This is a genomic window from Bacillus sp. CDB3 (genome assembly GCF_002081505.1).
Lineage (GTDB): Bacteria > Bacillota > Bacilli > Bacillales > Bacillaceae_G > Bacillus_A > Bacillus_A cereus_AT.
Genome location: NZ_ALBR01000009.1, coordinates 22663 through 48121, shown reverse-complemented (window position 1 = coordinate 48121; position 25459 = coordinate 22663). Strand labels below are relative to the sequence as shown.

The following is a 25459-nucleotide window of genomic DNA, read 5'->3' as shown; positions in this document are numbered from 1 at the left end:
TGTACACCGTTATCATGGATGAGTTTGAGGCTTTCTTTAGCCTAAACAGAGTGGAACCGCGCTTATAAGGCGTCTCTGTCGATATGACAGAGGCGTCTTTTTTTTATACCAAAATAGGATATGAGTATAAGTTTTATCTCCTTGTATAAAGATTTAGGGGGAAGTGGGGAGTTAAGGGAGTTAGTTCATTCGAAAAAAGCAGCCCATAAAGGGGAGGGAACATCGATGTTTAAGAGGCTTCGGGAAGATATTGGAGTCGTTTTTGAACAGGATCCAGCGGCACGAAGTTATTTCGAAGTCATTTTAACTTACTCTGGATTACATGCAGTTTGGTCCCATCGAATTGCACATGCTTTTTATAAAAGGAATTTTTTCTTTATTGCACGCTGGATTTCACAAGTAAGTCGTTTTTTTACTGGCATTGAGATTCATCCAGGAGCAACTATTGGTCGTCGTTTTTTCATTGATCATGGAATGGGAGTTGTGATTGGAGAAACGTGTGAAATTGGTGATAATGTAACAATTTATCAGGGTGTTACATTAGGTGGTACCGGTAAAGAAAAAGGAAAGAGGCATCCTACAATTCAGGATAATGTATTAATTGCAACAGGTGCTAAAGTACTAGGATCGATTACGGTTGGAGAGAATTCTAAAATTGGAGCAGGATCTGTCGTATTAAAAGAAGTCCCTGCGCATTCTACAGTTGTAGGCATACCTGGTCGAGTCGTTATTCAAAATGGAGTAAAGATTGGTCAAGAATTAAATCATTCTGATCTTCCGGACCCAATTTTTGACAAATTAAAGGTTATGGAAGCAGAACTTGATAAATTGAGAAAGCAACTCGAAGTAAAGGTAGAAAGGAAGGATAAAAATGACTATTCACATTTATAATACGTTAACGCGTCAAAAGGAAGAGTTTATTCCACTAGAAGAAAATAAGGTAAAGATGTATGTGTGCGGACCTACAGTTTATAACTACATTCACATTGGGAATGCAAGACCACCTATGGTATTTGATACGGTACGCCGTTACTTAGAATATAAAGGATATGATGTGCAGTATGTATCTAACTTTACTGACGTGGATGATAAATTAATTAAGGCTGCAAATGAATTGGGCGAAGATGTGCCAACAATTGCGGATCGTTTTGTTGAAGCTTACTTTGAAGATGTAACGGCACTGGGTTGCAAACATGCGACGGTTCATCCGCGTGTAACGGAAAATATGGATATCATTATTGAATTTATTCACGAACTTGTGAATAAAGGGTATGCATATGAATCAGAAGGTGATGTGTACTTTAGAACGAAAGAATTCGAGGGTTACGGTAAATTATCGCATCAACCAATCGCAGACTTACGTCACGGTGCACGTATTGAAGTAGGAGAAAAGAAACAAGACCCTCTTGACTTTGCTTTATGGAAAGCTGCGAAAGAAGGAGAAATCTTCTGGGAAAGCCCATGGGGGAAAGGACGCCCAGGATGGCATATTGAATGCTCAGCGATGGCACGTAAATATTTGGGGGATACAATTGATATTCATGCTGGTGGTCAAGACCTGTCGTTTCCTCATCATGAAAATGAAATCGCACAGTCCGAGGCGTTGACTGGAAAAACATTTGCACGTTACTGGATGCATAATGGATATATTAATATTGATAATGAGAAAATGTCTAAGTCACTTGGGAACTTCATTTTAGTTCACGATATCATTAAGCAATATGATCCACAGTTAATTAGATTCTTTATGTTATCAGTGCATTACCGTCATCCAATTAACTTTAGTGAAGAGTTATTACAAAGTACGAATAATGGGCTAGAAAGAATTAAAACAGCTTACGGTAATTTAAAACATCGTATGGAAAGTAGTACAGATTTAACAGATCATAATGAGAAATGGTTAGCTGAAATGGAAAAATTCCAGGCTGCATTTGAAGAGGCAATGGATGATGATTTCAATACGGCTAATGCGATTACTGAATTATATAATGTAGCAAATCATGCAAATCAATATTTATTAGAAGAACATACTTCTAAAGTTGTAATTGGAGCATACGTGAAACAACTTGAAACATTATTTGATATTTTAGGATTAGAAATAGCGCAAGAAGAATTACTTGATGAAGAAATTGAGGCGCTTATCCAAAAGCGTATTGAAGCTCGTAAAAATCGTGATTTCGCATTATCCGATCAAATTCGCGATGATTTAAAAGAACGTAATATTATTTTAGAAGATACCGCTCAAGGTACAAGATGGAAAAGAGGATAAAAATGATTGATGCAAAGCAATTGAACAGCTTAGCGTTAGCATATATGGGTGATGCGGTATATGAACAATATATCCGTTATCACCTCCTTCAAAAAGGAACAGTTCGCCCTAATCAATTACATCGCTTAGGGACGAGCTTTGTTTCGGCAAAAGCACAGGCGAAAGTTGTTTATCATTTATTAGAGACGGCATTTTTGACAGAGGAAGAAGAGGCAGTACTGAGAAGAGGGCGAAATGCGAATTCGGGTACTGTTCCGAAAAATACGGATGTACAAACATACCGATATAGTACAGCTTTGGAAGCTTTAATCGGTTATCATCACTTATTAAATAATCGTGAAAGATTAGACGAAATTGTATATAAGGCAATTGCTGTTTTAGAAGAAAATGAAGGGAGCACATCATCATGAGTAGTGAATATATTATCGGACGTAACCCTGTAATTGAAGCGTTACGATCAGGGAGAGATATTAATAAAATTTGGATCGCAGAAGGTGCTGCCAAAGGGCAAGTACAGATTGTACTGGCATTAGCGAAGGAAAATAAGGTTATTTTGCAACACGCACCAAAGAAGAAATTAGATCAATTAGTTGAGGGAAATCATCAAGGTGTAATTGCTCAAGTAGCTGCATATCAATATGCCGAGCTAGAAGATTTATTTAAAGTAGCAGAAAAACGTAATGAAGATCCGTTCTTCTTAATTTTAGATGAAATTGAAGATCCACATAATCTAGGTTCTATTATGCGTACAGCTGATGCGACGGGAGCTCATGGAATTATTATTCCGAAAAGAAGAGCAGTAGGACTTACAGCGTCAGTTGCGAAAGCGTCGACTGGGGCAATTGAATATATTCCTGTTGCGCGTGTAACAAATCTATCTCGTACAATTGATGAATTAAAAGAGCGTGGACTTTGGATTGCTGGTACAGATGCCAAAGGGAAAACAGATTACCGCAATTTAGATGGTAAAATGCCAATCGGATTAGTAATCGGTAGTGAAGGAAAAGGTATGAGTCGTATTATTGGTGAAAAATGTGATTTCCTAATTACTTTACCAATGGTTGGTAAAGTTACATCCTTAAATGCTTCAGTAGCCGCAAGTTTGTTAATGTATGAGGTATATCGTAAACGTCACGAAATTGGTAAATAAAAAATGAACGATATTTTAATCGTTGACGGTTACAACATTATCGGGGCTTGGGGAGACTTGAAGGAACTACGGGATGTAGATTTGCAATCATCAAGAGACGCACTTATTGATAAGATGGCGGATTATCAAGGTTATACAGGAACGAAAGTAATGATAGTTTTTGATGCTTATACAGTGCATGGTATTGAAAAAAAGATGAAACAATCGCGGGTGGAAGTAATATTCACGCGTAAGAATCAAACTGCGGACGAAAAGATAGAGAAACTTGCAATCGAGCTTAGAAATATTAATACACAAATATATGTTGCGACTTCTGATTATACGGAACAATGGGTTATATTTGCGCAAGGTGCCCTTCGGAAATCTGCGCGTGAATTAGAGTTAGAAGTACAAGCGATGGAGCAACAAGTAAGAAGACGTACGAAAGACACGAAAGAAAAGCAACCAGCCATGCGAAAGATATTTAGTAAAGATGTTACAGAAAAGTTAGAAAAATTAAGAAGAGGAGAGCGTTGAAGCATTGACGCTCTTTATCTTTTTACTGTATAATATTGCTAAATCAATAGCGGTCGGAGGGATCAAGGTGGAAGCAGGCTTCGTAAGTGTAGGCGACGTTACATTTCGTGATTTAGAGGATGAGGCAATCGTTGAGTTAGTTCGAAAAGGTAATACTGACGCTCTAGAATATTTAATTCACAAATATAAGAACTTTGTTCGCGCGAAATCAAGATCTTATTTCTTAGTGGGTGCCGATCGAGAAGATATTGTTCAAGAAGGTATGATTGGATTGTTTAAAGCTATTCGTGATTATAAAGAGGACAAGCTGTCTTCATTCAAAGCATTTGCTGAACTGTGTATCACTCGACAAATTATTACCGCTATTAAAACAGCAACAAGGCAAAAACATATTCCATTAAATTCGTATGTGTCTTTAGATAAGCCAATTTACGATGAGGAATCTGATCGAACACTGTTAGATGTTATTTCGGAAGCGAAAGTAACTGATCCTGAAGAAATGATTATAAGTCAGGAAGAATATAGCGACATAGAATCAAAAATATCTGAATTATTAAGCGATTTAGAAAGAAAAGTACTCTCTTTATACTTAGATGGCCGTTCCTATCAAGAAATTTCAGAACAGTTAAACAGGCATGTGAAATCCATTGATAATGCATTGCAGCGTGTGAAAAGGAAGTTGGAACGATATATGGAAATGAGAGAGAGTACAAATTTAAATTCATAGAAAGTACCGCAGGTGTAAATTAATTCACCTGTTTTCTTTTTGTAAAGAGAGTGCGAGTCATGACATTGACATTGTCTTTTGTTGTATGATACATTTTTAGGGACATAACGTTACAAGGCTGGTGTAACTAATGAGAAAAAAAGTTGTACTCTCATGTGAAGAGTGTAAAAATCGAAACTACTCTACGATGAAAGATACGAGCTCAGTAGAGCGACTTGAGATAAAGAAGTTTTGTAAAACATGCAATAAGCATACAGTTCACAAGGAAACAAAATAAATAATTGAAATAATACACTGGAGGTCCCGTAGATGCGTTTAACGAACTTTTTCGGCGATGTAGGTCGCGAAATGAAAAAAGTAAGTTGGCCTAAAAAAGATGAATTACTCCGCTCAACAGCGACTGTTATCGCTACAGTTGTGTTCTTTGCGATTTTCTTCGCAGTAGTTGATATGGGCATTTCTTCTTTAATTCGGTTAATTCTTGGTTAATTCTTGAATAAGAAGCACTTATCCATGATATAATGTTATTTATAAGAACTGTGTAAAAGCCCGGTGAACGGGTTTTTTCATTTGCGCAAAAAAATGTACGTCAGGGAGGGAAGGACGCTCGTCCTAAATGAATGGAAAAAAGTTGGTATGTTGTCCATACTTATTCTGGATATGAAAATAAAGTAAAAGCAAACCTAGAGAAACGTGTAGAATCGATGGGTATGCAAGATAAAATTTTCCGTGTTGTTGTCCCGGAAGAAGTAGAAGTAGAAATGAAAAATGGTAAAGAAAAATTAATGAAAAGAAAAGTGTTCCCAGGTTACGTGTTGGTGGAACTAATCATGACTGATGACTCTTGGTATGTTGTTCGTAATACACCGGGTGTAACAGGTTTTGTTGGTTCTTCGGGTTCTGGATCTAAACCATCTCCTCTATTAGAAGAGGAAGTTGTTTCCATTATGAAACATATGGGAATGGACAACGAAGTGGTTGATTTCGACTTTGAACTTCATGAGACAGTACGTGTAAATGAGGGTCCATTCGCAGATTATACAGGTGCTATTGAAGAAATTGATGTGGAGAAGAAAAAAGTTAGTGTACTTGTAGACATGTTTGGTCGCGAGACTCCAGTTGAACTTGACTTCCATCAAATTGAAAAATTATAAAATGAAACTTGAAATGAATTGTAAAAAGTGATAATATCTTTTAAGTCAGTACGTCTTCGTTATCGGAGACGTTTTTTGAAAGATTTTATCGTTACAGATAAAATATGACGTGGGAGGGCAAATCACTGTCCAATTGACCACATCACGGACTTAAGGAGGTGTGTCTCGTGGCTAAAAAGGTAATTAAAATGGTAAAGCTTCAAATTCCTGCAGGTAAAGCTAACCCAGCTCCACCAGTTGGTCCAGCATTAGGACAAGCAGGTGTTAACATCATGGGCTTCTGTAAAGAGTTCAACGCTCGTACAGCAGATCAAGCTGGTCTTATCATCCCTGTTGAAATTACGGTATTTGAGGACCGTTCATTCACTTTCATTACTAAAACTCCTCCTGCTGCTGTTCTTCTTAAGAAAGTAGCTGGTATTGAGTCTGGTTCTGGTGAACCAAACCGTAATAAAGTGGCAACTGTTAAGCGTGATAAAGTACGCGAAATCGCTGAAACTAAAATGCCTGACCTAAACGCTGCTAGTGTAGAAGCTGCAATGCGTATGGTTGAAGGTACTGCACGCAGTATGGGCATCGTTATCGAAGACTAATTCGATTTGTTTTTAAAAAAAGGTTGCGGGTCTGGAATTCCAATTCGCAACCTTTATTATCGTAAATGATTATCGTTTTTTAAATAAAAGGATGGCGCGCATCCTCAGGTCAGCCCTGAAAAAAAGGCGTAAACGTGGGAGGTTATTCCGCTAAAACCACATTCGAGGAGGAAATAAAAATGGCTAAAAGAGGTAAAAAGTACGTAGAAGCTGCGAAGCTTGTTGATCGTGCAGCTGCTTACTCTGCAACAGAAGCAGTAGAATTAGTAAAGAAAACAAACACAGCTAAATTTGATGCGACTGTAGAAGCTGCATTCCGTTTAGGTGTTGACCCTAAGAAAGCTGACCAACAAATTCGTGGCGCAGTTGTTCTTCCACACGGTACTGGTAAAGTACAACGTGTATTAGTATTCGCTAAAGGCGAAAAAGCAAAAGAAGCTGAAGCTGCTGGCGCTGAATTCGTAGGCGATGCTGATTACATCGGTAAAATCCAACAAGGTTGGTTCGATTTCGATGTAGTAGTAGCAACTCCTGACATGATGGGTGAAGTTGGTAAACTTGGTCGCGTATTAGGACCTAAAGGTTTAATGCCAAACCCTAAAACTGGAACAGTTACTTTCGATGTAACTAAAGCTGTTAACGAAATCAAAGCTGGTAAAGTTGAATACCGCGTTGATAAAGCTGGTAACATCCACGTTCCAATCGGTAAAGTATCTTTCGAAGATGCTAAATTAGTAGAAAACTTCAAAACAATTGCTGACACGCTACAAAAAGCTAAGCCGGCTGCTGCAAAAGGTACTTACATGAAGAATGCAACTGTTGCTTCTACAATGGGACCTGGCGTACGCGTAGACGTTTCTACACTTGCGTAAAAATTGGAAGTTGACTTCATAAAGAAGTTTTAATATAATTATTTATGTTGTGAATTTAAATAGTGTACCGTAGACAGTAGGTGTCATTCGACTTAATTTCCTACCTAGGTGTTAATATACGAAGCGGAATCTTTTTTCTGTGACTATATGCCTCCATGTCTACAAGTTGGGCATGGAGGTTTTTAGTGCACTTTCGGTACATCTTCTATATAATCTACAGGAGGTGTAATAACATGAGCAAAGTAATCGAAACTAAACAACAAGTTGTAACTGAAATCGCTGAAAAACTTCGTGAGAGTAAATCTACAATCGTTGTTGACTACCGTGGTTTAACAGTTTCTGAAGTAACAGAATTACGTAAAAACTTACGTGAGGCTGGCGTTGAGTTCAAAGTTTACAAAAACTCTTTAACTCGTCGTGCTGCAGAGTCTGCTGAAATGGCTGAGTTAAACGAATTCTTAACAGGACCAAACGCAATCGCGTTCAGTAACGAGGATGTAGTTGCTCCTGCGAAAGTATTAAACGACTTCGCTACAAAACATGAAGCTTTAGAAATTAAAGCGGGCGTAATCGAAGGTAAACTTGTAACACTTGATGAGGTTAAAGCTATCGCTACTCTTCCATCACGTGAAGGCTTACTTTCTATGCTTCTTAGCGTTCTTCAAGCTCCAATCCGTAACCTTGCACTTGCTACTAAAGCAGTTGCAGAGCAAAAGGAAGAGCAAGGCGCTTAATTTTTTAAAAGATAATTACTTGTTATCTATAAAACAATACAAACCTATTTAAGGGAGGATATTTACAATGACTAAAGAACAAATCATTGAAGCAGTTAAATCTATGACTGTATTAGAACTTAACGACTTAGTAAAAGCTATCGAGGAAGAATTCGGCGTAACTGCTGCTGCTCCTGTAGCTGTAGCTGGTGGCGCTGGTGAAGCTGCTGCTGAGAAAACTGAATTTGACGTAGTACTTGCAAGTGCTGGCGCTCAAAAAATCAAAGTTATCAAAGCTGTACGTGAAATCACTGGTCTTGGCTTAAAAGAAGCTAAAGAATTAGTTGACAACACTCCAAAAGCAATCAAAGAAGGCGTTTCTAAAGAGGAAGCTGAAGAAATGAAAGCTAAACTTGAAGAAGTTGGCGCTGCTGTAGAAGTTAAGTAATTAACTTTTGATGCTTTAAAAAAAGCTCGCTCTCATGCGAGCTTTTTTTTTAACTGTAAAGAAAAGAGGTGGCCATATGGCAGACCATTATTTTTCTAACGACCCTTCTAGTAAAAGTGATCGTAAACGATGGGAATTTACACTTCGTGAATCTCGATTTACTTTTTTATCTGACCATGGGGTGTTCTCGAAAAACGAAGTGGACTTTGGTTCTCGTCTTTTAATTGAAGCGTTTCAAATGCCGGATATTAAAGGTGATATATTAGACGTAGGTTGCGGATACGGTCCTATTGGTTTGTCGTTAGCGAAAGAGTTTCAAGGTCGCGACGTTCACATGGTGGATGTGAATGAAAGGGCGCTTGGGCTTGCGAAAGAAAACGCCGCTAATAACAGAATCGAGAATATACGTATTTTCCAAAGTAGCGTCTATGAAAATGTAGATGGCAAGTATGCTGCTATTCTATCTAACCCTCCAATTCGTGCTGGTAAAGATGTCGTGCACGAGATTTTAGAAAAGGCTGTGGAGTATTTGGTTTCAGGTGGAGAATTGTGGATTGTTATTCAAAAGAAACAAGGTGCACCATCTGCGCTGAAGAAACTAGAAGAAGTATTTTCTGAAGTTGAAGTTGTAGAAAAGAAAAAAGGATATTATATCATAAAATCAAAAAAGCGTTGACGGTTATTTTTGGCTATGTTAACATTATACAATGCCAATATATGATTTTCTGCGTTGAGAAAGATGTATATTTTTGTTTCTCTTGGAAAAGATAGTAAAATCAGCAGATTATGAAACAGAATGATGGTTTTCTTAAAGAAGCCATTTTTCTTTTTTGAGCAGGTAGAAAGACTCAACGTATCTATCTTTAAGAGAAAAAACTACGCTAATAGCAGTAGTTGTATTTATTTGTGATTTTGCACAATTTTTTTTGTGCATTTATAATACTCATGATTTGAGGGGTGAAGCAGTTGACAGGTCAACTAGTTCAATACGGACGCCACCGCCAACGAAGAAGTTATGCCCGTATTAGTGAAGTATTAGAGTTACCAAATCTTATCGAAATTCAAACCTCTTCTTATCAGTGGTTTCTTGATGAGGGTTTGCGAGAAATGTTCCAGGACATTTCTCCGATCGAAGACTTTACGGGAAATCTATCGCTTGAATTTATCGACTACAGCTTAGGTGAACCTAAATACTCTGTAGACGAATGCAAAGAGCGTGATGTGACGTATGCAGCACCACTTCGTGTAAAAGTGCGTCTAATCAACAAGGAAACTGGTGAAGTAAAAGAACAAGATGTGTTCATGGGAGATTTCCCACTCATGACAGAGACTGGAACATTCGTAATTAACGGTGCAGAACGTGTTATCGTTTCCCAGTTAGTTCGCTCTCCAAGCGTATACTATAGTGGCAAAGTGGATAAAAACGGAAAACGTGGTTTTACTGCTACTGTAATTCCAAACCGCGGAGCTTGGTTAGAGTATGAAACAGATGCTAAGGATGTTGTATATGTGCGTATTGACCGTACGCGTAAACTTCCTGTAACTGTTTTGTTACGCGCATTAGGGTTTGGCTCTGATCAAGAAATCACCGAGCTTTTAGGTGATAACGAATACTTAAGCAATACGTTAGAAAAAGACAACACAGATAGCACAGAAAAAGCATTGCTTGAAATTTATGAGCGTCTACGTCCTGGTGAACCACCAACAGTAGAAAATGCAAAGAGCTTACTTGTGTCTCGTTTCTTTGATCCAAAGCGCTATGATTTAGCAAATGTAGGTCGCTATAAGATCAACAAAAAGCTACACATTAAAAACAGATTGTTTAACCAACGTTTAGCTGAAACATTAGTGGATCCAGAAACTGGTGAAATTTTAGCGGCAGAAGGAACAATCTTAGATCGTCGTACACTGGATCGCATTTTACCTTACTTAGAGAAAAACATTGGATTCAAAACAGCGAAACCAATGGGTGGAGTGGTAGAAGGCGATGTTGAGCTGCAATCTATTAAGATTTATGCTCCAGAATCAGAAGGCGAACGTTCTATCAACGTAATTGGGAATGCAAATATTACTCGCGATGTAAAACACATCACACCAGGTGATATTCTGGCTTCTATTAGTTACTTCTTCAACTTACTATACAAAGTAGGGGATACAGATGATATTGACCACTTAGGAAACCGTCGTCTGCGTTCAGTAGGAGAACTATTACAAAACCAATTCCGTATCGGTCTTTCTCGTATGGAACGTGTTGTTCGTGAGAGAATGTCGATTCAAGATACAAATGCAATTACACCACAGGCATTAATCAATATTCGTCCTGTTATTGCATCTATTAAAGAGTTCTTCGGAAGTTCTCAGTTATCTCAGTTCATGGACCAAACAAACCCATTAGCAGAGTTAACTCACAAACGAAGACTATCTGCATTAGGACCCGGTGGTTTAACGCGTGAGCGCGCAGGCTTTGAAGTACGTGACGTTCACTACTCTCACTATGGTCGTATGTGTCCAATTGAAACACCAGAGGGACCAAACATCGGTTTGATTAACTCATTATCTTCGTTCGCGAAAGTAAATGAGTTTGGTTTCATCGAAACACCATACCGTCGTGTTGACCCAGAAACTGGTCTCGTAACAGGGCATGTTGATTATTTAACAGCAGATGAAGAAGATAATTATGTTGTAGCCCAAGCGAATATGAAATTATCTGAAGAAGGAGAATTCCTTGATGAAGATATCGTAGCTCGTTTCCGTGGTGAAAACATTGTCACAAATAAAGAGCGCATTGACTACATGGATGTATCTCCAAAACAAGTAGTGTCGGCAGCGACAGCTTGTATTCCGTTCTTAGAAAACGATGACTCTAACCGCGCACTTATGGGAGCGAACATGCAACGTCAGGCGGTTCCGTTAATGAATCCGGAATCTCCGATTGTAGGTACAGGTATGGAGTACGTATCAGCAAAAGACTCAGGTGCTGCAGTAATCTGTAAATACCCTGGTGTTGTTGAGCGCGTAGAAGCACGTGAAATTTGGGTACGTCGTTATGTAGAAGTTGACGGTCAAACAGTAAAAGGCGACTTAGATCGCTACAAAATGCAGAAATTCATTCGTTCTAACCAAGGAACTTGTTACAACCAACGTCCAATCGTAAGTGTTGGAAATGAAGTTGTAAAAGGTGAAATCCTTGCGGATGGTCCTTCTATGGAACTAGGCGAATTAGCACTTGGACGTAACGTGCTTGTTGGCTTCATGACATGGGACGGTTATAACTACGAGGATGCGATCATCATGAGTGAGCGCCTTGTAAAAGATGATGTGTACACTTCTATTCATATTGAAGAATATGAGTCAGAAGCTCGTGATACGAAGCTTGGACCAGAAGAAATTACACGTGATATCCCGAATGTTGGAGAAGATGCACTTCGTAACCTTGACGAGCGCGGTATTATTCGCGTCGGTGCTGAAGTAAAAGATGGAGACCTACTTGTTGGTAAAGTAACACCAAAAGGTGTAACAGAATTAACGGCAGAAGAACGTCTATTACATGCAATCTTCGGTGAAAAAGCGCGTGAAGTACGTGATACATCACTACGTGTACCACACGGTGGTGGCGGTATTATCTTAGACGTAAAAGTATTCAACCGTGAAGATGGCGATGAATTGCCACCAGGCGTGAATCAACTTGTACGTGCATATATCGTTCAAAAACGTAAAATTTCTGAAGGTGACAAGATGGCCGGACGTCACGGTAACAAAGGTGTTATCTCTCGTATTTTACCAGAAGAAGATATGCCTTACTTACCAGACGGTACGCCAATCGATATCATGTTAAACCCATTAGGGGTACCATCTCGTATGAATATCGGTCAGGTATTAGAGCTTCATCTTGGTATGGCAGCAAGATATCTTGGTATTCACATTGCAACACCAGTATTCGATGGTGCTCGTGAGGAAGATGTATGGGGCACAATTGAAGAAGCTGGTATGGCAAATGACGCGAAAACAATCCTGTATGACGGACGTACTGGTGAACCATTCGATAACCGCGTATCTGTTGGTGTCATGTATATGATCAAACTTGCGCACATGGTTGACGATAAACTTCATGCTCGTTCTACTGGACCATACTCACTTGTAACGCAGCAACCTCTTGGAGGTAAAGCTCAGTTCGGTGGACAGCGTTTCGGTGAGATGGAGGTTTGGGCACTTGAAGCTTACGGTGCTGCTTATACTCTTCAAGAAATCTTAACAGTGAAGTCTGATGATGTTATTGGACGTGTTAAGACGTATGAAGCAATTGTTAAAGGCGAAAATGTTCCAGAACCAGGCGTTCCAGAATCATTCAAAGTATTGATTAAAGAACTGCAAAGTTTAGGTATGGACGTTAAAATGATGTCTAGCGATGACACAGAAATTGAAATGCGTGATACGGAAGATGACGATGATCATCAATCAGCAGATAAATTGAATGTCGAAGTTGAGACAACTAAGGAATAATTGGGATAACCTGTAGACTAAAAGGGAGGTAGGCCCCTTGATAGATGTAAATAACTTTGAATATATGAAGATTGGACTTGCTTCACCTGACAAGATTCGTTCTTGGTCATACGGTGAAGTTAAGAAACCAGAAACGATTAATTATCGTACGTTAAAGCCTGAAAAAGACGGCTTGTTCTGTGAGCGTATTTTCGGACCACAAAAGGACTGGGAATGTCATTGCGGAAAATATAAACGTGTACGTTATAAAGGTGTAGTTTGTGATCGATGTGGCGTTGAAGTAACGCGTGCAAAAGTTCGTCGTGAACGTATGGGTCATATCGAATTAGCTGCTCCTGTATCTCATATTTGGTATTTCAAAGGTATCCCGAGCCGCATGGGACTTGTCTTAGACATGTCCCCTCGCGCGCTTGAAGAAGTAATTTATTTCGCTTCTTATGTTGTAACAGAAAGTGGAGATACACCACTTGATAAGAAGCAATTACTTTCTGAAAAAGAATACCGTGCATATCGTGATCGATATGGCAGCACATTCCAGGCTGCTATGGGTGCAGAAGCGATTAAAAAGCTATTACAAGACATCGATTTAGATAAAGAAGTAGACTTCTTAAAAGAAGAATTAAAAACAGCACAAGGACAACGACGTACTCGTGCTATTAAACGTCTAGAAGTATTAGAAGCATTCCGTAACTCTGGAAATCACCCATCTTGGATGATCCTAGATGTTCTTCCAGTTATCCCACCAGAACTACGCCCAATGGTACAGTTGGATGGTGGACGTTTTGCTACTTCTGATTTAAACGACTTATACCGTCGTGTAATTAACCGTAACAACCGTTTAAAACGTCTATTGGACTTAGGTGCACCAAGCATCATCGTTCAAAACGAAAAACGTATGTTACAAGAAGCTGTAGACGCATTAATCGATAATGGTCGCCGTGGCCGTCCAGTTACTGGACCAGGTAACCGTCCATTAAAATCACTATCTCACATGCTTAAAGGTAAACAAGGACGTTTCCGTCAAAACTTACTAGGTAAACGTGTTGACTACTCTGGTCGTTCTGTAATCGTTGTAGGACCGAACTTAAAGATGTACCAATGTGGATTACCGAAAGAAATGGCGCTTGAACTGTTCAAACCTTTCGTTATGAAAGAGTTAGTGGAAAAAGGATTAGCACACAACATTAAGAGTGCGAAACGTAAAATCGAGCGTGTACAACCTGAAGTTTGGGACGTTTTAGAATCTGTGATCAAAGAACATCCAGTACTTCTAAACCGCGCACCAACACTTCACCGTCTTGGTATCCAGGCGTTTGAACCTACATTAGTAGAAGGTCGTGCAATCCGTCTTCATCCACTTGTATGTACTGCATACAATGCGGACTTTGATGGTGACCAAATGGCGGTTCACGTTCCGTTATCATCAGAAGCACAAGCAGAAGCTCGTATTCTTATGTTAGCGGCACAAAACATCTTGAATCCAAAAGACGGAAAACCAGTTGTTACTCCATCTCAGGATATGGTATTAGGTAACTACTACTTAACACTTGAGCGTGAAGGTGCAATCGGTGAAGGTATGGTCTTCAAAGATGCAAACGAAGCAATACTTGCATACCAAAATGGATATGTACATCTGCACACACGTGTTGCAGTTGCTGCAAGTTCAGTAAATAATGTAACATTTACTGAAGAGCAGAAGAGTAAGCTTCTATTAACAACAGTTGGTAAATTAATATTTAACGAAATCTTACCAGAGTCGTTCCCTTATATTAATGAACCAACAAATTCAAACCTTGAAAAAGAAACACCAGCGGAATATTTCGTTGAAAAAGGTGCGAACATTAAAGAAATTATTGCTAGTCGCGAAGAAGTGGCACCATTTAGCAAGAAAATCCTTGGTAACATCATTGCAGAAGTATTCAAGCGTTTCAAAATTACAGAGACGTCTCGCATGCTTGACCGTATGAAGAACCTAGGATTTATATACTCTACAAAAGCTGGTATTACAGTTGGGGTATCTGACATTCTTGTATTAGGTGAAAAAGATGAAATTCTCCACGAAGCACAAGCAAAAGTAGATAATGTGATTAAACAATTCCGTCGCGGTTTAATCACGGAAGAAGAGCGTTACGATCGCGTTATCTCTATTTGGAGTAATGCAAAAGATGTTATCCAAGGAAAACTGATGAAGTCCTTGAATAAACGCAACCCAATCTTCATGATGAGTGATTCCGGTGCCCGTGGTAACGCATCTAACTTCACTCAGCTTGCTGGTATGCGTGGTCTGATGGCCAATCCATCTGGTCGTATCATTGAACTTCCGATCAAATCAAGTTTCCGTGAAGGTTTAACAGTACTTGAGTACTTCATCTCTACGCATGGTGCTCGTAAAGGTCTTGCCGATACAGCACTTAAGACTGCCGATTCTGGTTACTTAACACGTCGTCTTGTAGACGTTGCACAAGATGTAATTGTTCGTGAAGATGATTGTGGAACAGATCGTGGTTTACTAATCGGTGCGATTAAAGAGGGTAATGAAGTAATTGAGTCATTATATGATCGTCTTGTTGGACGTTTTGCAAGAAAAACTGTAAAACATCCTGAAACAGGTGAAGTATTAGTTGCTGAAAATCAATTAATTACTGAAGATATCGCTCATATCGTTGAAAATTCGGGTGTTGAAACTGTAAACATTCGTTCAGCGTTTACGTGTAATACTCGCCATGGTGTATGTAAGAAGTGTTACGGTCGTAACTTAGCAACTGGTACAGACGTAGAAGTAGGAGAAGCGGTAGGTATTATCGCAGCTCAATCTATCGGTGAGCCAGGTACACAGTTAACGATGCGTACGTTCCATACAGGTGGGGTTGCCGGAGATGATATCACACAAGGTTTACCTCGTATCCAAGAGATCTTTGAAGCTCGTAATCCGAAAGGTCAGGCAGTTATCAGTGAAATCGACGGTGTTATCGCAGCGATCAACGATGTTAAAGATCGTCAAGAAGTAGTTGTACAGGGTGAAGTTGAAGCTCGTACGTATGCTATTCCTTACGGTGCTCGTCTGAAAGTAACTCCAGGACAGCCAATTAGCCACGGTAAAGAGTTAACAGAAGGTTCTATTGATCCGAAAGAATTACTAAAAGTAACGGACATTACGGCAGTTCAAGAATACTTATTACGTGAAGTTCAAAAAGTATACCGTATGCAAGGGGTAGAAATTGGCGACAAACACGTAGAAGTAATGGTACGTCAAATGCTACGTAAAGTTCGTGTAAGTGATGCGGGTGAAACAGATGTATTACCAGGAACATTACTAGATATCCATCAGTTTACTGATGCGAATGCGAAGGTGTTACTACAAGGTAAACAACCAGCGACAGCTAGACCTGTTTTACTTGGTATTACAAAAGCTTCACTTGAAACTGATTCATTCTTATCTGCAGCATCATTCCAAGAAACAACTCGTGTCTTAACTGATGCAGCAATTAAAGGTAAACGTGATGAGCTTCTAGGATTGAAAGAGAACGTTATTATCGGTAAACTTGTTCCTGCTGGAACAGGTATGAATCGTTATCGCAAAGTGGACCTTGTAAAAACAACACAAGATGACATGAATGTAGAAAACGATGAGATTTATGTGGAACAGTAAAATTTTCCGTCGTAAATTTTGTATAAAAACATCTAATCCTAGTTGACATTGTATGAGTCAAAATGTTACTATAATCAAGGTTGCTCCTGAATGATGCTTTGGAGGATATTTATATGTCTTATCAAAAAGTGTCAAATGCTGAAAATGTAGTCGTTGGTCATAAACGAACATTGGAAGCAATCAAAAATGGTATAGTTAAAGAAGTTGTTATTGCGGAAGATGCTGATGTGCGGTTAACCCATGTTATCATTCGCACTGCTTTGCAACATAACATACCCATAACAAAAGTTGAATCAGTTCGTAAGCTTGGAAAAGTTTCGGGGATTCAAGTAGGAGCTTCAGCAATAGGAATAATAAGTTAAAACTGTTTTTGTGAGGAGAGAGCATTTGCTCTTCCTTGCAAAAACTTTGTTTTCAACTAATAATGAACCACCTGGATATGTGGTCATACAAACATGCGAAGGGAGGATAATCAAATGCCTACTATTAACCAATTAGTGAGAAATGGTCGTACTGATAAAGTATGGAAATCTAAATCACCTGCGTTAAACAAAGGTTTTAACTCTTTAAAGAAAAAATCAACTGATATCTCTGCACCTCAAAAACGTGGTGTATGTACTCGTGTTGGTACAATGACTCCAAAGAAACCTAACTCAGCGTTACGTAAATACGCTCGTGTACGTTTAACAAACGGTATTGAAGTTACAGCTTACATCCCAGGTATCGGTCATAACCTACAAGAGCATAGCGTAGTATTAATTCGCGGTGGTCGAGTAAAGGATTTACCAGGGGTACGTTACCACATCGTTCGTGGAGCGCTTGATACAGCTGGTGTTGACAAACGTATGCAAGGACGTTCTAAATATGGTACTAAGCGACCAAAACCTGCTAAAAAATAATAAACTTATAATGAAAGGAGGAACTCAATATGCCTCGTAAAGGACCTGTTGCGAAACGTGACGTGTTACCAGATCCAATGTACAATTCGAAACTAGTAACACGCCTAATCAACAAAATGATGGTTGACGGTAAAAAAGGTAAATCTCAAACAATTCTTTATAACGCTTTCGATATCGTTCGTGAACGTTCAGATAAAGAACCAATGGAAGTATTCGAGCAAGCTCTTAAGAACATCATGCCTGTTCTTGAAGTACGCGCTCGTCGTGTTGGTGGTGCTAACTACCAAGTTCCAGTTGAGGTTCGTCCAGAACGCCGTACAACTTTAGGTCTTCGCTGGTTAGTAAACTATGCTCGTCTTCGTGGTGAAAAAACTATGGAAGAGCGTCTAGCTTACGAAATCTTAGATGCAGCTAACAATGCTGGTGCATCTGTTAAGAAACGTGAAGACACTCATAAAATGGCAGAAGCTAACAAAGCATTTGCTCATTACCGTTGGTAGGATTCAACGTAAAATAAATGTAAGCATAAACCGCTTTATTTGTCGCTTATGGAAGTGTGGAGAGGGAGAATGCCTCTCCCTTTCGTTGGGCGCTCGTTTTACATAATGAGGGTACAAGACACTGGCATATGTAACAATATAAAGTGGCTTTTTTGCTACTTAAAATAAAATAATCCAATCCATATATGGAAGGAGCAAGACACCAAATGACTAGAGAGTTCTCTTTAGAAAACACTCGTAATATTGGTATCATGGCTCACATCGATGCTGGTAAAACAACAGCAACTGAGCGTATTCTGTATTACACAGGACGTATTCATAAAATCGGTGAAACTCATGAAGGTGCATCTCAGATGGACTGGATGGAGCAAGAGCAAGAGCGTGGTATCACAATTACTTCTGCTGCAACTACAGCTCAATGGAAAGGTCACCGTGTAAACATCATTGACACTCCAGGACACGTAGACTTCACAGTAGAAGTAGAACGTTCTTTACGCGTACTTGATGGTGCGGTAGCAGTACTTGATGCACAATCTGGTGTAGAACCACAAACAGAAACTGTTTGGCGTCAGGCTACTACTTACGGTGTACCTCGTATCGTATTCGTTAACAAAATGGATAAGATCGGTGCAGATTTCTTATACTCTGTAGGAACAATCCACGATCGCTTACAAGCAAACGCGCATCCAATTCAGTTACCAATCGGTGCTGAAGACGAGTTCAATGGTATCATTGACCTTGTTGAAGAATGTGCTTACATGTACGGTAACGATTTAGGAACAGACATCGAGCGTGTCGAAATTCCTGAAGAGCACAAAGAATTAGCTGCAGAATACCGTGGAAAACTTATTGAAGCGGTAGCTGAGCTTGATGAAGAAATGATGATGAAGTACCTAGAAGGTGAAGAAATCACTATAGAAGAGCTTAAAGCTGGTATCCGTAAGGCTACAACTTCTGTAGAATTCTTCCCAGTAATCTGTGGTTCTGCATTCAAAAACAAAGGTGTTCAAATTCTGTTAGACGCAGTTATCGACTACCTACCGTCTCCATTAGATGTACCAGCTATTAAAGGTACTCTTCCGGATACAGAGGAAGAAATCGAACGTAAGTCTAGCGATGAAGAACCATTCGCAGCTTTAGCATTCAAAATCATGACTGACCCTTATGTTGGTAAGTTAACGTTCTTCCGTGTGTATTCTGGTGTGTTAAACTCTGGATCATACGTGAAAAACTCAACTAAAGGTAAGCGTGAGCGTGTAGGTCGTATCCTACAAATGCACGCTAACAGCCGTGAAGAGATTTCAACAGTTTACGCTGGTGATATCGCTGCTGCTGTAGGTTTAAAAGATACTACTACTGGTGATACTCTTTGTGATGAGAAGAGTCTTGTTATCCTTGAGTCTATGGAATTCCCAGAGCCAGTTATCTCTGTAGCTATCGAACCAAAATCTAAAGCTGACCAAGATAAAATGGGTACAGCATTATCTAAGCTTTCTGAAGAAGATCCAACATTCCGTGCTCACACTGACCAAGAAACTGGCCAAACAATCATCGCTGGTATGGGTGAACTTCACCTTGATATCATCGTTGACCGTATGCGTCGTGAATTCAAAGTGGAAGCAAACGTTGGTGCTCCTCAGGTAGCATACCGTGAGACTTTCCGCGCTGCTGCGAAAGTTGAAGGTAAGTTCGCTCGTCAATCTGGTGGTCGTGGACAATTCGGTCACGTTTGGATTGAGTTTGAACCTAATGAAGAAGGTAAAGGTTTTGAATTCCAAAACAAAATCGTCGGTGGTGTAGTTCCACGTGAATACATCCCAGCTGTTGGAGCGGGTCTTGAAGACTCACTTAAAAATGGTGTACTAGCTGGTTATCCACTAGTTGACATTAAAGCTGCGTTAGTTGACGGTTCTTACCATGATGTCGATTCATCTGAGATGGCGTTCAAAATCGCTGCATCTATGGCACTTAAAGCTGCGGTTTCTAAATGTAGCCCAGTAATTCTTGAGCCAATGATGAAAGTTGAAGTTGTAATTCCTGAAGAGTACATGGGTGACATTATGGGCGACGTAACATCTCGTCGTGGACGTGTAGAAGGTATGGAAGCTCGCGGTAACGCACAAGTTGTTCGCGCTATGGTTCCACTTTCTGAAATGTTCGGTTATGCAACGGCATTACGTTCTAACACTCAAGGACGCGGAACATTCTCAATGACATTTGATCATTATGAAGAAGTACCGAAGTCTGTTTCTGAAGAAATTATTAAAAAAAATAAAGGTGAATAATTGATTTTTATCGATTGTTCAAGTATAACTACTTATGTAAGCTTAGAAAGTGGGACTTAAGTTTCACTTTCTAGTCTAAATATAAAATAACCTATATAAACTAAGGAGGAATTTAGAATGGCTAAAGCTAAATTCGAACGTTCTAAACCCCATGTTAACATCGGTACAATCGGCCACGTTGACCATGGTAAAACTACATTAACTGCTGCGATCACTACAGTTCTTGCAAAAGCTGGTGGTGCTGAAGCACGCGGATACGATCAAATCGACGCTGCTCCAGAAGAAAGAGAGCGCGGAATCACAATCTCAACTGCACACGTTGAGTACGAAACTGAAACTCGTCACTATGCACACGTTGACTGCCCAGGTCACGCTGACTATGTTAAAAACATGATCACTGGTGCTGCTCAAATGGACGGCGGTATCTTAGTAGTATCTGCTGCTGATGGCCCAATGCCTCAAACACGTGAGCACATCCTTCTTTCTCGTCAAGTAGGTGTTCCTTACATCGTTGTATTCTTAAACAAATGCGACATGGTAGACGACGAAGAATTATTAGAATTAGTAGAAATGGAAGTTCGCGACCTATTATCTGAATACGGATTCCCAGGCGACGACATTCCTGTAATCAAAGGTTCTGCTCTTAAAGCTCTTCAAGGAGAAGCTGATTGGGAAGCAAAAATCATTGAATTAATGACTGAAGTTGATGCTTACATCCCAACTCCAGAACGTGAAACTGACAAACCATTCTTAATGCCTATCGAGGATGTATTCTCTATCACAGGTCGTGGTACAGTTGCAACTGGTCGTGTAGAGCGCGGAATCGTTAAAGTTGGTGACGTAGTAGAAATCATCGGTCTTGCTGAAGAGAATGCTTCTACAACTGTAACTGGTGTAGAAATGTTCCGTAAACTTCTTGACCAAGCTCAAGCTGGAGACAACATCGGTGCTCTTCTTCGTGGGGTTGCTCGTGAAGACATCCAACGTGGACAAGTTCTTGCTAAAACTGGCTCTGTAAAAGCTCACGCTAAATTCAAAGCTGAAGTTTTCGTATTATCTAAAGAAGAAGGTGGACGTCATACTCCATTCTTCGCTAACTACCGTCCTCAGTTCTACTTCCGTACAACTGACGTAACTGGTATCATCCAATTACCAGAAGGTACTGAAATGGTAATGCCTGGTGACAACATCGAAATGACTATCGAACTTATCGCTCCAATCGCTATCGAAGAGGGAACTAAATTCTCTATTCGTGAAGGTGGACGTACAGTAGGTTACGGTGTAGTTGCTACAATCGTTGCTGAGTAATCTTTAAATAGATTATTAAAAACTCAAGGGATTCTCCCTTGAGTTTTTTTATTGCTTATTAATATAGAAGAAAGAGACACATTTTTTGTTTTTGAATGGGTTTCTTCTATAGTATATAAAAACGAATATAACATCCAAAAACTGTAAGTAGAATAAGAACAGATGAAAACTTGAAATTCTTTAAAGTGCCATGTATAATAGCAAAAGTAGAGAAAAGCAGATGCAAACAAAAAGATGCTTGCATCTAGACGAATAACATTGTATAATAGACAATGTTGGTCTTTGACTGCGATGAAGTGGAAGGTTGCTGACACACCCGGCCGCTTTGCCATGGCATGGTGTGGGGAAATTTCCATGGAGAAGGTCTATTTTAGAAATAGGCGAACGAAGGAGGGAAAATAATGGCAAAAGAAAAAATTCGTATCCGTTTAAAAGCTTATGATCACCGTATTCTTGATCAATCAGCTGAGAAAATTGTAGAAACAGCTAAGCGTTCTGGGGCAACAGTTTCTGGTCCGATCCCATTACCAACTGAGAAGACTATTTACACAATTCTTCGTGCTGTTCATAAGTACAAAGATTCTCGTGAGCAATTCGAAATGCGCACACACAAACGTTTAATCGATATCGTGAGTCCTACTCCACAAACAGTAGATTCATTAATGCGTTTAGACTTACCGTCTGGTGTAGATATCGAAATCAAACTATAAATTATATAACTTAAAAATGTAGGAGGTGTAACTCATGACCAAAGGAATCTTAGGAAGAAAGATCGGTATGACTCAAGTATTTGCTGAGAACGGTGAGTTAATCCCAGTAACGGTAATCGCTGCTAATCCAAACGTTGTTCTTCAAAAGAAAACAACTGAAACTGATGGCTACAACGCAATCCAGTTAGGATTCGAAGATAAACGTGAAAAGTTAACTAACAAACCTGAACAAGGCCACACTGCTAAAGCATCTACAACTCCTAAGCGCTTCATTCGCGAAATCCGCGATGCAGACGTGGACGGATTAGAGGTTGGTCAAGAGGTAAAAGTTGAAGTTTTCGCTGCAGGTGAAATCGTTGACGTAACAGGAATTTCTAAAGGTAAAGGTTTCCAAGGTGTTATCAAACGCCACGGACAATCTCGCGGACCTATGTCTCATGGTTCTCGCTATCACCGTCGTCCAGGTTCAATGGGGCCAGTTGCTCCGAACCGTGTATTCAAAGGCAAAAAGCTTGCTGGACGTATGGGTGGAGACCAAGTTACTATCCAAAACTTAGAAATCGTTCAAGTTGACACTGAGCGCAACTTATTACTAGTAAAAGGTAACGTTCCAGGTGCTAAGAAATCTCTTGTAGTTGTTCAAGGCGCTGTGAAGGTTAGTAAATAATTCACAATAGGAAGGAGGAATTCCAATGCCAAAAGTTACTGTATATAACCAAACTGGTTCACAGGTTGGTGAAATCGAATTAGCTGAAGCTATTTTCGGTATCGAACCAAATGAAGCTGTACTTTTCGAAGCTGTAATGATGCAACGTGCATCTTTACGTCAAGGTACACACAAAGTAAAAACTCGCTCTGAAGTTCGCGGTGGTGGTCGTAAACCATGGCGTCAAAAAGGAACTGGACGTGCTCGTCAAGGTTCTATCCGCTCTCCTCAATGGCGTGGTGGTGGTACGGTATTCGGACCTACACCAAGAAGCTATGCGTACAAACTTCCTAAGAAAGTTCGTCGTTTAGCGATTAAATCTGCATTAGCTACTAAAGTAGTTGAGAACAACATTGTAGTTCTTGAAGACCTAGTGTTAAATGCACCAAAAACAAAAGACATGGTAGCAGTACTTAAAGGATTAACTGTTGAGAAGAAAGCTCTTATCGTAACTGCTGATGCAAACGAATCTGTAGAGTTATCTGCTCGCAATATCCCTGGAGTAACAGTAATCACTGCTGATGGCGTAAACGTGCTAGATGTGCTTCATCATGATAAGCTAATCATGACAAAAGCGGCAGTGGAAAAAGTAGAGGAGGTGCTTGCATAATGAGAGATCCTCGTGATATCATTAAGCGCCCAGTTATCACTGAACGTTCTATGGAAATGATGGCTGAAAAAAAATACACGTTCGACGTGGACGTTAAATCTAATAAAACAGAGGTTAAAGACGCTATCGAAGCGATCTTTGGTGTTAATGTAGACAAAGTAAACATCATGAACTACAAGCCGAAAGCAAAACGTGTTGGTCGTCACGCTGGTTTTACTAGCCGTCGTCGTAAAGCAATCGTTAAGCTAACTGCTGACAGCAAAGAAATCGAAATCTTCCAAGGCGTTTAATTCTTACTAAAGAAGGAGGGAAATTGAGATGGGAATTAAAAAGTATAATCCAACTACTAACGGTCGTCGTAACATGACTACGAATGATTTCGCTGAAATCACGACTGACAGACCGGAAAAGTCTTTACTTGCTCCTTTAAGCAAAAAGGCTGGTCGTAATAACCAAGGTAAAATTACTGTACGTCATCAAGGTGGCGGACATAAGCGTCAATACCGTATCATCGACTTTAAGCGTAACAAAGATGGAATTCCAGGACGCGTTGCTACGATCGAATACGATCCAAACCGCTCTGCGAATATCGCATTAATTAACTACGTTGACGGTGAAAAACGTTACATTCTTGCTCCTAAAACTTTAGAAGTAGGTATGGAAGTTATGTCTGGCCCTGAAGCTGACATTAAAATCGGTAACGCATTACCATTAATCAACATTCCAGTAGGTACTGTTGTTCATAACATCGAGCTTAAGCCTGGTCGTGGCGGACAATTAGTTCGTTCTGCTGGTACATCTGCTCAAGTACTTGGTAAAGAAGGAAAATACGTACTTGTACGTTTAACTTCTGGTGAAGTACGTCTTGTATTATCTGCTTGTCGCGCTTCAATCGGTCAAGTTGGTAACGAACAACACGAACTTATCAAAATCGGTAAAGCAGGTCGCTCTCGCTGGTTAGGTAAGCGCCCAACAGTTCGTGGTTCTGTAATGAACCCGGTTGATCACCCACACGGTGGTGGTGAAGGACGCTCTCCAATCGGACGTAAGTCTCCAATGTCTCCATGGGGTAAACCAACTCTTGGATTCAAGACTCGTAAGAAAAACAAAGCGTCTGATAAATTTATCGTTCGTCGTCGTAAAAAATAATGGGATTGTAGTACGGTTCGCTTCAAGAACCGTACGCCAATCACGAAGGGAGGCACCAAAATGGCTCGTAGCTTAAAAAAAGGACCATTTGTCGATGATCACTTAATGAGCAAAATGGAAAAATTAGTTGCATCTGAGCAAAAACAAGTTGTTAAAACTTGGTCTCGCCGTTCAACTATCTTCCCTCAGTTCATCGGACACACAATCGCTGTATATGATGGTCGTAAACACGTACCTGTGTACATCACTGAGGATATGGTTGGCCATAAGTTAGGTGAATTCGCACCAACTCGTACGTATAAAGGTCACCTTGCTGACGATAAGAAAACTAGAAGATAATGAGAGGAGGCACTTCAATGCAAGCTAAAGCAGTAGCGAGAACAGTTCGTATTGCTCCTCGTAAAGTTCGTTTAGTAGTAGACTTAATCCGAGGTAAGCAAGTGGGTGAAGCGATTGCTATCCTTAACCACACACCAAAAACTGCTTCTCCAGTTGTAGAAAAAGTTTTAAAATCTGCAATCGCAAATGCAGAGCACAATTATGAGATGGATATTAACAACTTAGTTGTTGAAAAAGTTTTCGTTGACGAAGGTCCAACGTTGAAACGTTTCCGTCCACGTGCAATGGGTCGTGCAAGCCAAATTAACAAACGCACAAGCCACATCACAGTTGTGGTATCAGAAAAGAAGGAGGGATAATCG

Annotated in this window: 28 protein-coding genes and 2 other annotated features (1 of these 30 cut by a window edge); all 28 genes read left to right on the top strand. The window is 39.8% G+C overall.

Annotated elements, in window-relative coordinates; all coding sequences use genetic code 11:
* Positions 1-80, top strand: a binding site (T-box leader); it begins 167 nt to the left of the window's first position.
* A 145-nt stretch (positions 81-225) separates the two neighbouring features.
* The 28 genes from cysE (at position 226) to rplV (ending at position 25456) form a co-directional block, all read left to right on the top strand.
* Positions 226-891: a serine O-acetyltransferase gene (cysE, locus tag CDB3_RS01660; RefSeq protein WP_000476504.1), complete on the top strand. Its 666-nt coding sequence runs from the start codon at positions 226-228 to the stop codon at positions 889-891.
* Positions 872-2269 carry a cysteine--tRNA ligase gene (gene cysS, locus CDB3_RS01655; protein WP_128853295.1) on the top strand — a complete coding sequence of 466 codons (1398 nt, stop codon included), beginning with the start codon at positions 872-874 and terminating at the stop codon, positions 2267-2269. Before cysE ends, cysS begins: the two co-directional genes overlap by 20 nt.
* A gap of 2 nt (positions 2270-2271) precedes the next feature.
* The gene (locus tag CDB3_RS01650) at positions 2272-2679 is read left to right on the top strand and encodes a Mini-ribonuclease 3 (RefSeq protein ID WP_128853294.1); all 408 of its coding nucleotides are present in this window, start codon (positions 2272-2274) and stop codon (positions 2677-2679) included.
* Entirely contained in the window at positions 2676-3419 is a 744-nt protein-coding gene (rlmB, locus tag CDB3_RS01645; protein ID WP_000093762.1) for a 23S rRNA (guanosine(2251)-2'-O)-methyltransferase RlmB, read from the top strand. Before CDB3_RS01650 ends, rlmB begins: the two co-directional genes overlap by 4 nt.
* A 3-nt stretch (positions 3420-3422) precedes the next feature.
* On the top strand, positions 3423-3935 hold the full coding sequence (locus tag CDB3_RS01640; protein ID WP_097833013.1) for an NYN domain-containing protein: 513 nt from the start codon (positions 3423-3425) through the stop codon (positions 3933-3935).
* A 67-nt stretch (positions 3936-4002) separates the two neighbouring features.
* The gene (locus CDB3_RS01635) at positions 4003-4662 is read left to right on the top strand and encodes an RNA polymerase factor sigma-70 (protein WP_097833012.1); all 660 of its coding nucleotides are present in this window, start codon (positions 4003-4005) and stop codon (positions 4660-4662) included.
* A gap of 130 nt (positions 4663-4792) precedes the next feature.
* Positions 4793-4939, top strand: coding sequence for a 50S ribosomal protein L33 (gene rpmG / locus CDB3_RS01630; protein ID WP_012260172.1), 147 nt, complete (start codon positions 4793-4795; stop codon positions 4937-4939).
* Positions 4940-4971: 32 nt separating this feature from the next.
* Positions 4972-5151, top strand: a complete 180-nt coding sequence (gene secE, locus CDB3_RS01625; protein ID WP_001241321.1) for a preprotein translocase subunit SecE — start codon at positions 4972-4974, stop codon at positions 5149-5151.
* 131 nt (positions 5152-5282) lie between these two features.
* Positions 5283-5816, top strand: coding sequence for a transcription termination/antitermination protein NusG (gene nusG, locus CDB3_RS01620; RefSeq protein ID WP_097833011.1), 534 nt, complete (start codon positions 5283-5285; stop codon positions 5814-5816).
* Between the two features lie 167 nt (positions 5817-5983).
* Positions 5984-6409, top strand: coding sequence for a 50S ribosomal protein L11 (rplK, locus tag CDB3_RS01615; RefSeq protein ID WP_001085872.1), 426 nt, complete (start codon positions 5984-5986; stop codon positions 6407-6409).
* Positions 6410-6588: 179 nt separating this feature from the next.
* Positions 6589-7281, top strand: coding sequence for a 50S ribosomal protein L1 (gene rplA, locus CDB3_RS01610; protein WP_002074134.1), 693 nt, complete (start codon positions 6589-6591; stop codon positions 7279-7281).
* 49 nt (positions 7282-7330) lie between these two features.
* Positions 7331-7475 (top strand) — a sequence feature (ribosomal protein L10 leader region).
* 39 nt (positions 7476-7514) lie between these two features.
* The gene (gene rplJ / locus CDB3_RS01605; protein WP_000048724.1) at positions 7515-8015 is read left to right on the top strand and encodes a 50S ribosomal protein L10; all 501 of its coding nucleotides are present in this window, start codon (positions 7515-7517) and stop codon (positions 8013-8015) included.
* A 67-nt stretch (positions 8016-8082) separates the two neighbouring features.
* Positions 8083-8442, top strand: coding sequence for a 50S ribosomal protein L7/L12 (rplL, locus tag CDB3_RS01600; protein WP_000159737.1), 360 nt, complete (start codon positions 8083-8085; stop codon positions 8440-8442).
* A gap of 76 nt (positions 8443-8518) precedes the next feature.
* On the top strand, positions 8519-9118 hold the full coding sequence (locus CDB3_RS01595; RefSeq protein WP_071747342.1) for a class I SAM-dependent methyltransferase: 600 nt from the start codon (positions 8519-8521) through the stop codon (positions 9116-9118).
* 290 nt (positions 9119-9408) lie between these two features.
* Positions 9409-12942 carry a DNA-directed RNA polymerase subunit beta gene (rpoB, locus tag CDB3_RS01590; RefSeq protein ID WP_097833010.1) on the top strand — a complete coding sequence of 1178 codons (3534 nt, stop codon included), beginning with the start codon at positions 9409-9411 and terminating at the stop codon, positions 12940-12942.
* A 37-nt stretch (positions 12943-12979) separates the two neighbouring features.
* Positions 12980-16591 (top strand): DNA-directed RNA polymerase subunit beta', encoded by a 3612-nt coding sequence (gene rpoC, locus CDB3_RS01585; protein WP_128853293.1) that lies wholly within the window; start codon positions 12980-12982, stop codon positions 16589-16591.
* 113 nt (positions 16592-16704) lie between these two features.
* Positions 16705-16953, top strand: a complete 249-nt coding sequence (locus tag CDB3_RS01580; RefSeq protein ID WP_000121833.1) for a 50S ribosomal protein L7ae-like protein — start codon at positions 16705-16707, stop codon at positions 16951-16953.
* Positions 16954-17067: 114 nt separating this feature from the next.
* The gene (gene rpsL / locus CDB3_RS01575) at positions 17068-17490 is read left to right on the top strand and encodes a 30S ribosomal protein S12 (protein WP_001142341.1); all 423 of its coding nucleotides are present in this window, start codon (positions 17068-17070) and stop codon (positions 17488-17490) included.
* A 29-nt stretch (positions 17491-17519) separates the two neighbouring features.
* Positions 17520-17990 (top strand): 30S ribosomal protein S7, encoded by a 471-nt coding sequence (gene rpsG / locus CDB3_RS01570; protein WP_001137492.1) that lies wholly within the window; start codon positions 17520-17522, stop codon positions 17988-17990.
* Positions 17991-18196: 206 nt separating this feature from the next.
* Positions 18197-20275: an elongation factor G gene (fusA, locus tag CDB3_RS01565; RefSeq protein WP_000196380.1), complete on the top strand. Its 2079-nt coding sequence runs from the start codon at positions 18197-18199 to the stop codon at positions 20273-20275.
* A 117-nt stretch (positions 20276-20392) separates the two neighbouring features.
* Positions 20393-21583: an elongation factor Tu gene (tuf, locus tag CDB3_RS01560; protein WP_001029616.1), complete on the top strand. Its 1191-nt coding sequence runs from the start codon at positions 20393-20395 to the stop codon at positions 21581-21583.
* Between the two features lie 401 nt (positions 21584-21984).
* Positions 21985-22293, top strand: a complete 309-nt coding sequence (gene rpsJ, locus CDB3_RS01555; RefSeq protein ID WP_001040595.1) for a 30S ribosomal protein S10 — start codon at positions 21985-21987, stop codon at positions 22291-22293.
* A 34-nt stretch (positions 22294-22327) separates the two neighbouring features.
* On the top strand, positions 22328-22960 hold the full coding sequence (rplC, locus tag CDB3_RS01550) for a 50S ribosomal protein L3 (protein ID WP_000160209.1): 633 nt from the start codon (positions 22328-22330) through the stop codon (positions 22958-22960).
* 25 nt (positions 22961-22985) lie between these two features.
* Positions 22986-23609 (top strand): 50S ribosomal protein L4, encoded by a 624-nt coding sequence (rplD, locus tag CDB3_RS01545; protein WP_001127261.1) that lies wholly within the window; start codon positions 22986-22988, stop codon positions 23607-23609.
* Complete coding sequence (gene rplW / locus CDB3_RS01540) at positions 23609-23899, top strand: 50S ribosomal protein L23 (protein WP_001205557.1); 291 nt, start codon at positions 23609-23611, stop codon at positions 23897-23899. Before rplD ends, rplW begins: the two co-directional genes overlap by 1 nt.
* Before the next feature lie 28 nt (positions 23900-23927).
* Entirely contained in the window at positions 23928-24758 is an 831-nt protein-coding gene (gene rplB / locus CDB3_RS01535; RefSeq protein ID WP_000511584.1) for a 50S ribosomal protein L2, read from the top strand.
* A 60-nt stretch (positions 24759-24818) separates the two neighbouring features.
* Positions 24819-25097, top strand: a complete 279-nt coding sequence (rpsS, locus tag CDB3_RS01530) for a 30S ribosomal protein S19 (protein WP_000124454.1) — start codon at positions 24819-24821, stop codon at positions 25095-25097.
* Between the two features lie 17 nt (positions 25098-25114).
* The gene (gene rplV, locus CDB3_RS01525) at positions 25115-25456 is read left to right on the top strand and encodes a 50S ribosomal protein L22 (protein ID WP_001148024.1); all 342 of its coding nucleotides are present in this window, start codon (positions 25115-25117) and stop codon (positions 25454-25456) included.
* Positions 25457-25459 lie beyond the last annotated feature (3 nt).

Coding starts and splice junctions, on each gene's coding strand:
- cysE (WP_000476504.1), top strand. CDS start 226: ATGTTTAAGAGGCTTCGGGAAGATATTGGAGTCGTTTTTGAACAGGAT.
- cysS (WP_128853295.1), top strand. CDS start 872: ATGACTATTCACATTTATAATACGTTAACGCGTCAAAAGGAAGAGTTT.
- CDB3_RS01650 (WP_128853294.1), top strand. CDS start 2,272: ATGATTGATGCAAAGCAATTGAACAGCTTAGCGTTAGCATATATGGGT.
- rlmB (WP_000093762.1), top strand. CDS start 2,676: ATGAGTAGTGAATATATTATCGGACGTAACCCTGTAATTGAAGCGTTA.
- CDB3_RS01640 (WP_097833013.1), top strand. CDS start 3,423: ATGAACGATATTTTAATCGTTGACGGTTACAACATTATCGGGGCTTGG.
- rpmG (WP_012260172.1), top strand. CDS start 4,793: ATGAGAAAAAAAGTTGTACTCTCATGTGAAGAGTGTAAAAATCGAAAC.
- secE (WP_001241321.1), top strand. CDS start 4,972: ATGCGTTTAACGAACTTTTTCGGCGATGTAGGTCGCGAAATGAAAAAA.
- nusG (WP_097833011.1), top strand. CDS start 5,283: ATGGAAAAAAGTTGGTATGTTGTCCATACTTATTCTGGATATGAAAAT.
- rplA (WP_002074134.1), top strand. CDS start 6,589: ATGGCTAAAAGAGGTAAAAAGTACGTAGAAGCTGCGAAGCTTGTTGAT.
- rplJ (WP_000048724.1), top strand. CDS start 7,515: ATGAGCAAAGTAATCGAAACTAAACAACAAGTTGTAACTGAAATCGCT.
- rplL (WP_000159737.1), top strand. CDS start 8,083: ATGACTAAAGAACAAATCATTGAAGCAGTTAAATCTATGACTGTATTA.
- CDB3_RS01595 (WP_071747342.1), top strand. CDS start 8,519: ATGGCAGACCATTATTTTTCTAACGACCCTTCTAGTAAAAGTGATCGT.
- CDB3_RS01580 (WP_000121833.1), top strand. CDS start 16,705: ATGTCTTATCAAAAAGTGTCAAATGCTGAAAATGTAGTCGTTGGTCAT.
- rpsL (WP_001142341.1), top strand. CDS start 17,068: ATGCCTACTATTAACCAATTAGTGAGAAATGGTCGTACTGATAAAGTA.
- rpsG (WP_001137492.1), top strand. CDS start 17,520: ATGCCTCGTAAAGGACCTGTTGCGAAACGTGACGTGTTACCAGATCCA.
- fusA (WP_000196380.1), top strand. CDS start 18,197: ATGACTAGAGAGTTCTCTTTAGAAAACACTCGTAATATTGGTATCATG.
- tuf (WP_001029616.1), top strand. CDS start 20,393: ATGGCTAAAGCTAAATTCGAACGTTCTAAACCCCATGTTAACATCGGT.
- rpsJ (WP_001040595.1), top strand. CDS start 21,985: ATGGCAAAAGAAAAAATTCGTATCCGTTTAAAAGCTTATGATCACCGT.
- rplC (WP_000160209.1), top strand. CDS start 22,328: ATGACCAAAGGAATCTTAGGAAGAAAGATCGGTATGACTCAAGTATTT.
- rplD (WP_001127261.1), top strand. CDS start 22,986: ATGCCAAAAGTTACTGTATATAACCAAACTGGTTCACAGGTTGGTGAA.
- rplW (WP_001205557.1), top strand. CDS start 23,609: ATGAGAGATCCTCGTGATATCATTAAGCGCCCAGTTATCACTGAACGT.
- rplB (WP_000511584.1), top strand. CDS start 23,928: ATGGGAATTAAAAAGTATAATCCAACTACTAACGGTCGTCGTAACATG.
- rpsS (WP_000124454.1), top strand. CDS start 24,819: ATGGCTCGTAGCTTAAAAAAAGGACCATTTGTCGATGATCACTTAATG.
- rplV (WP_001148024.1), top strand. CDS start 25,115: ATGCAAGCTAAAGCAGTAGCGAGAACAGTTCGTATTGCTCCTCGTAAA.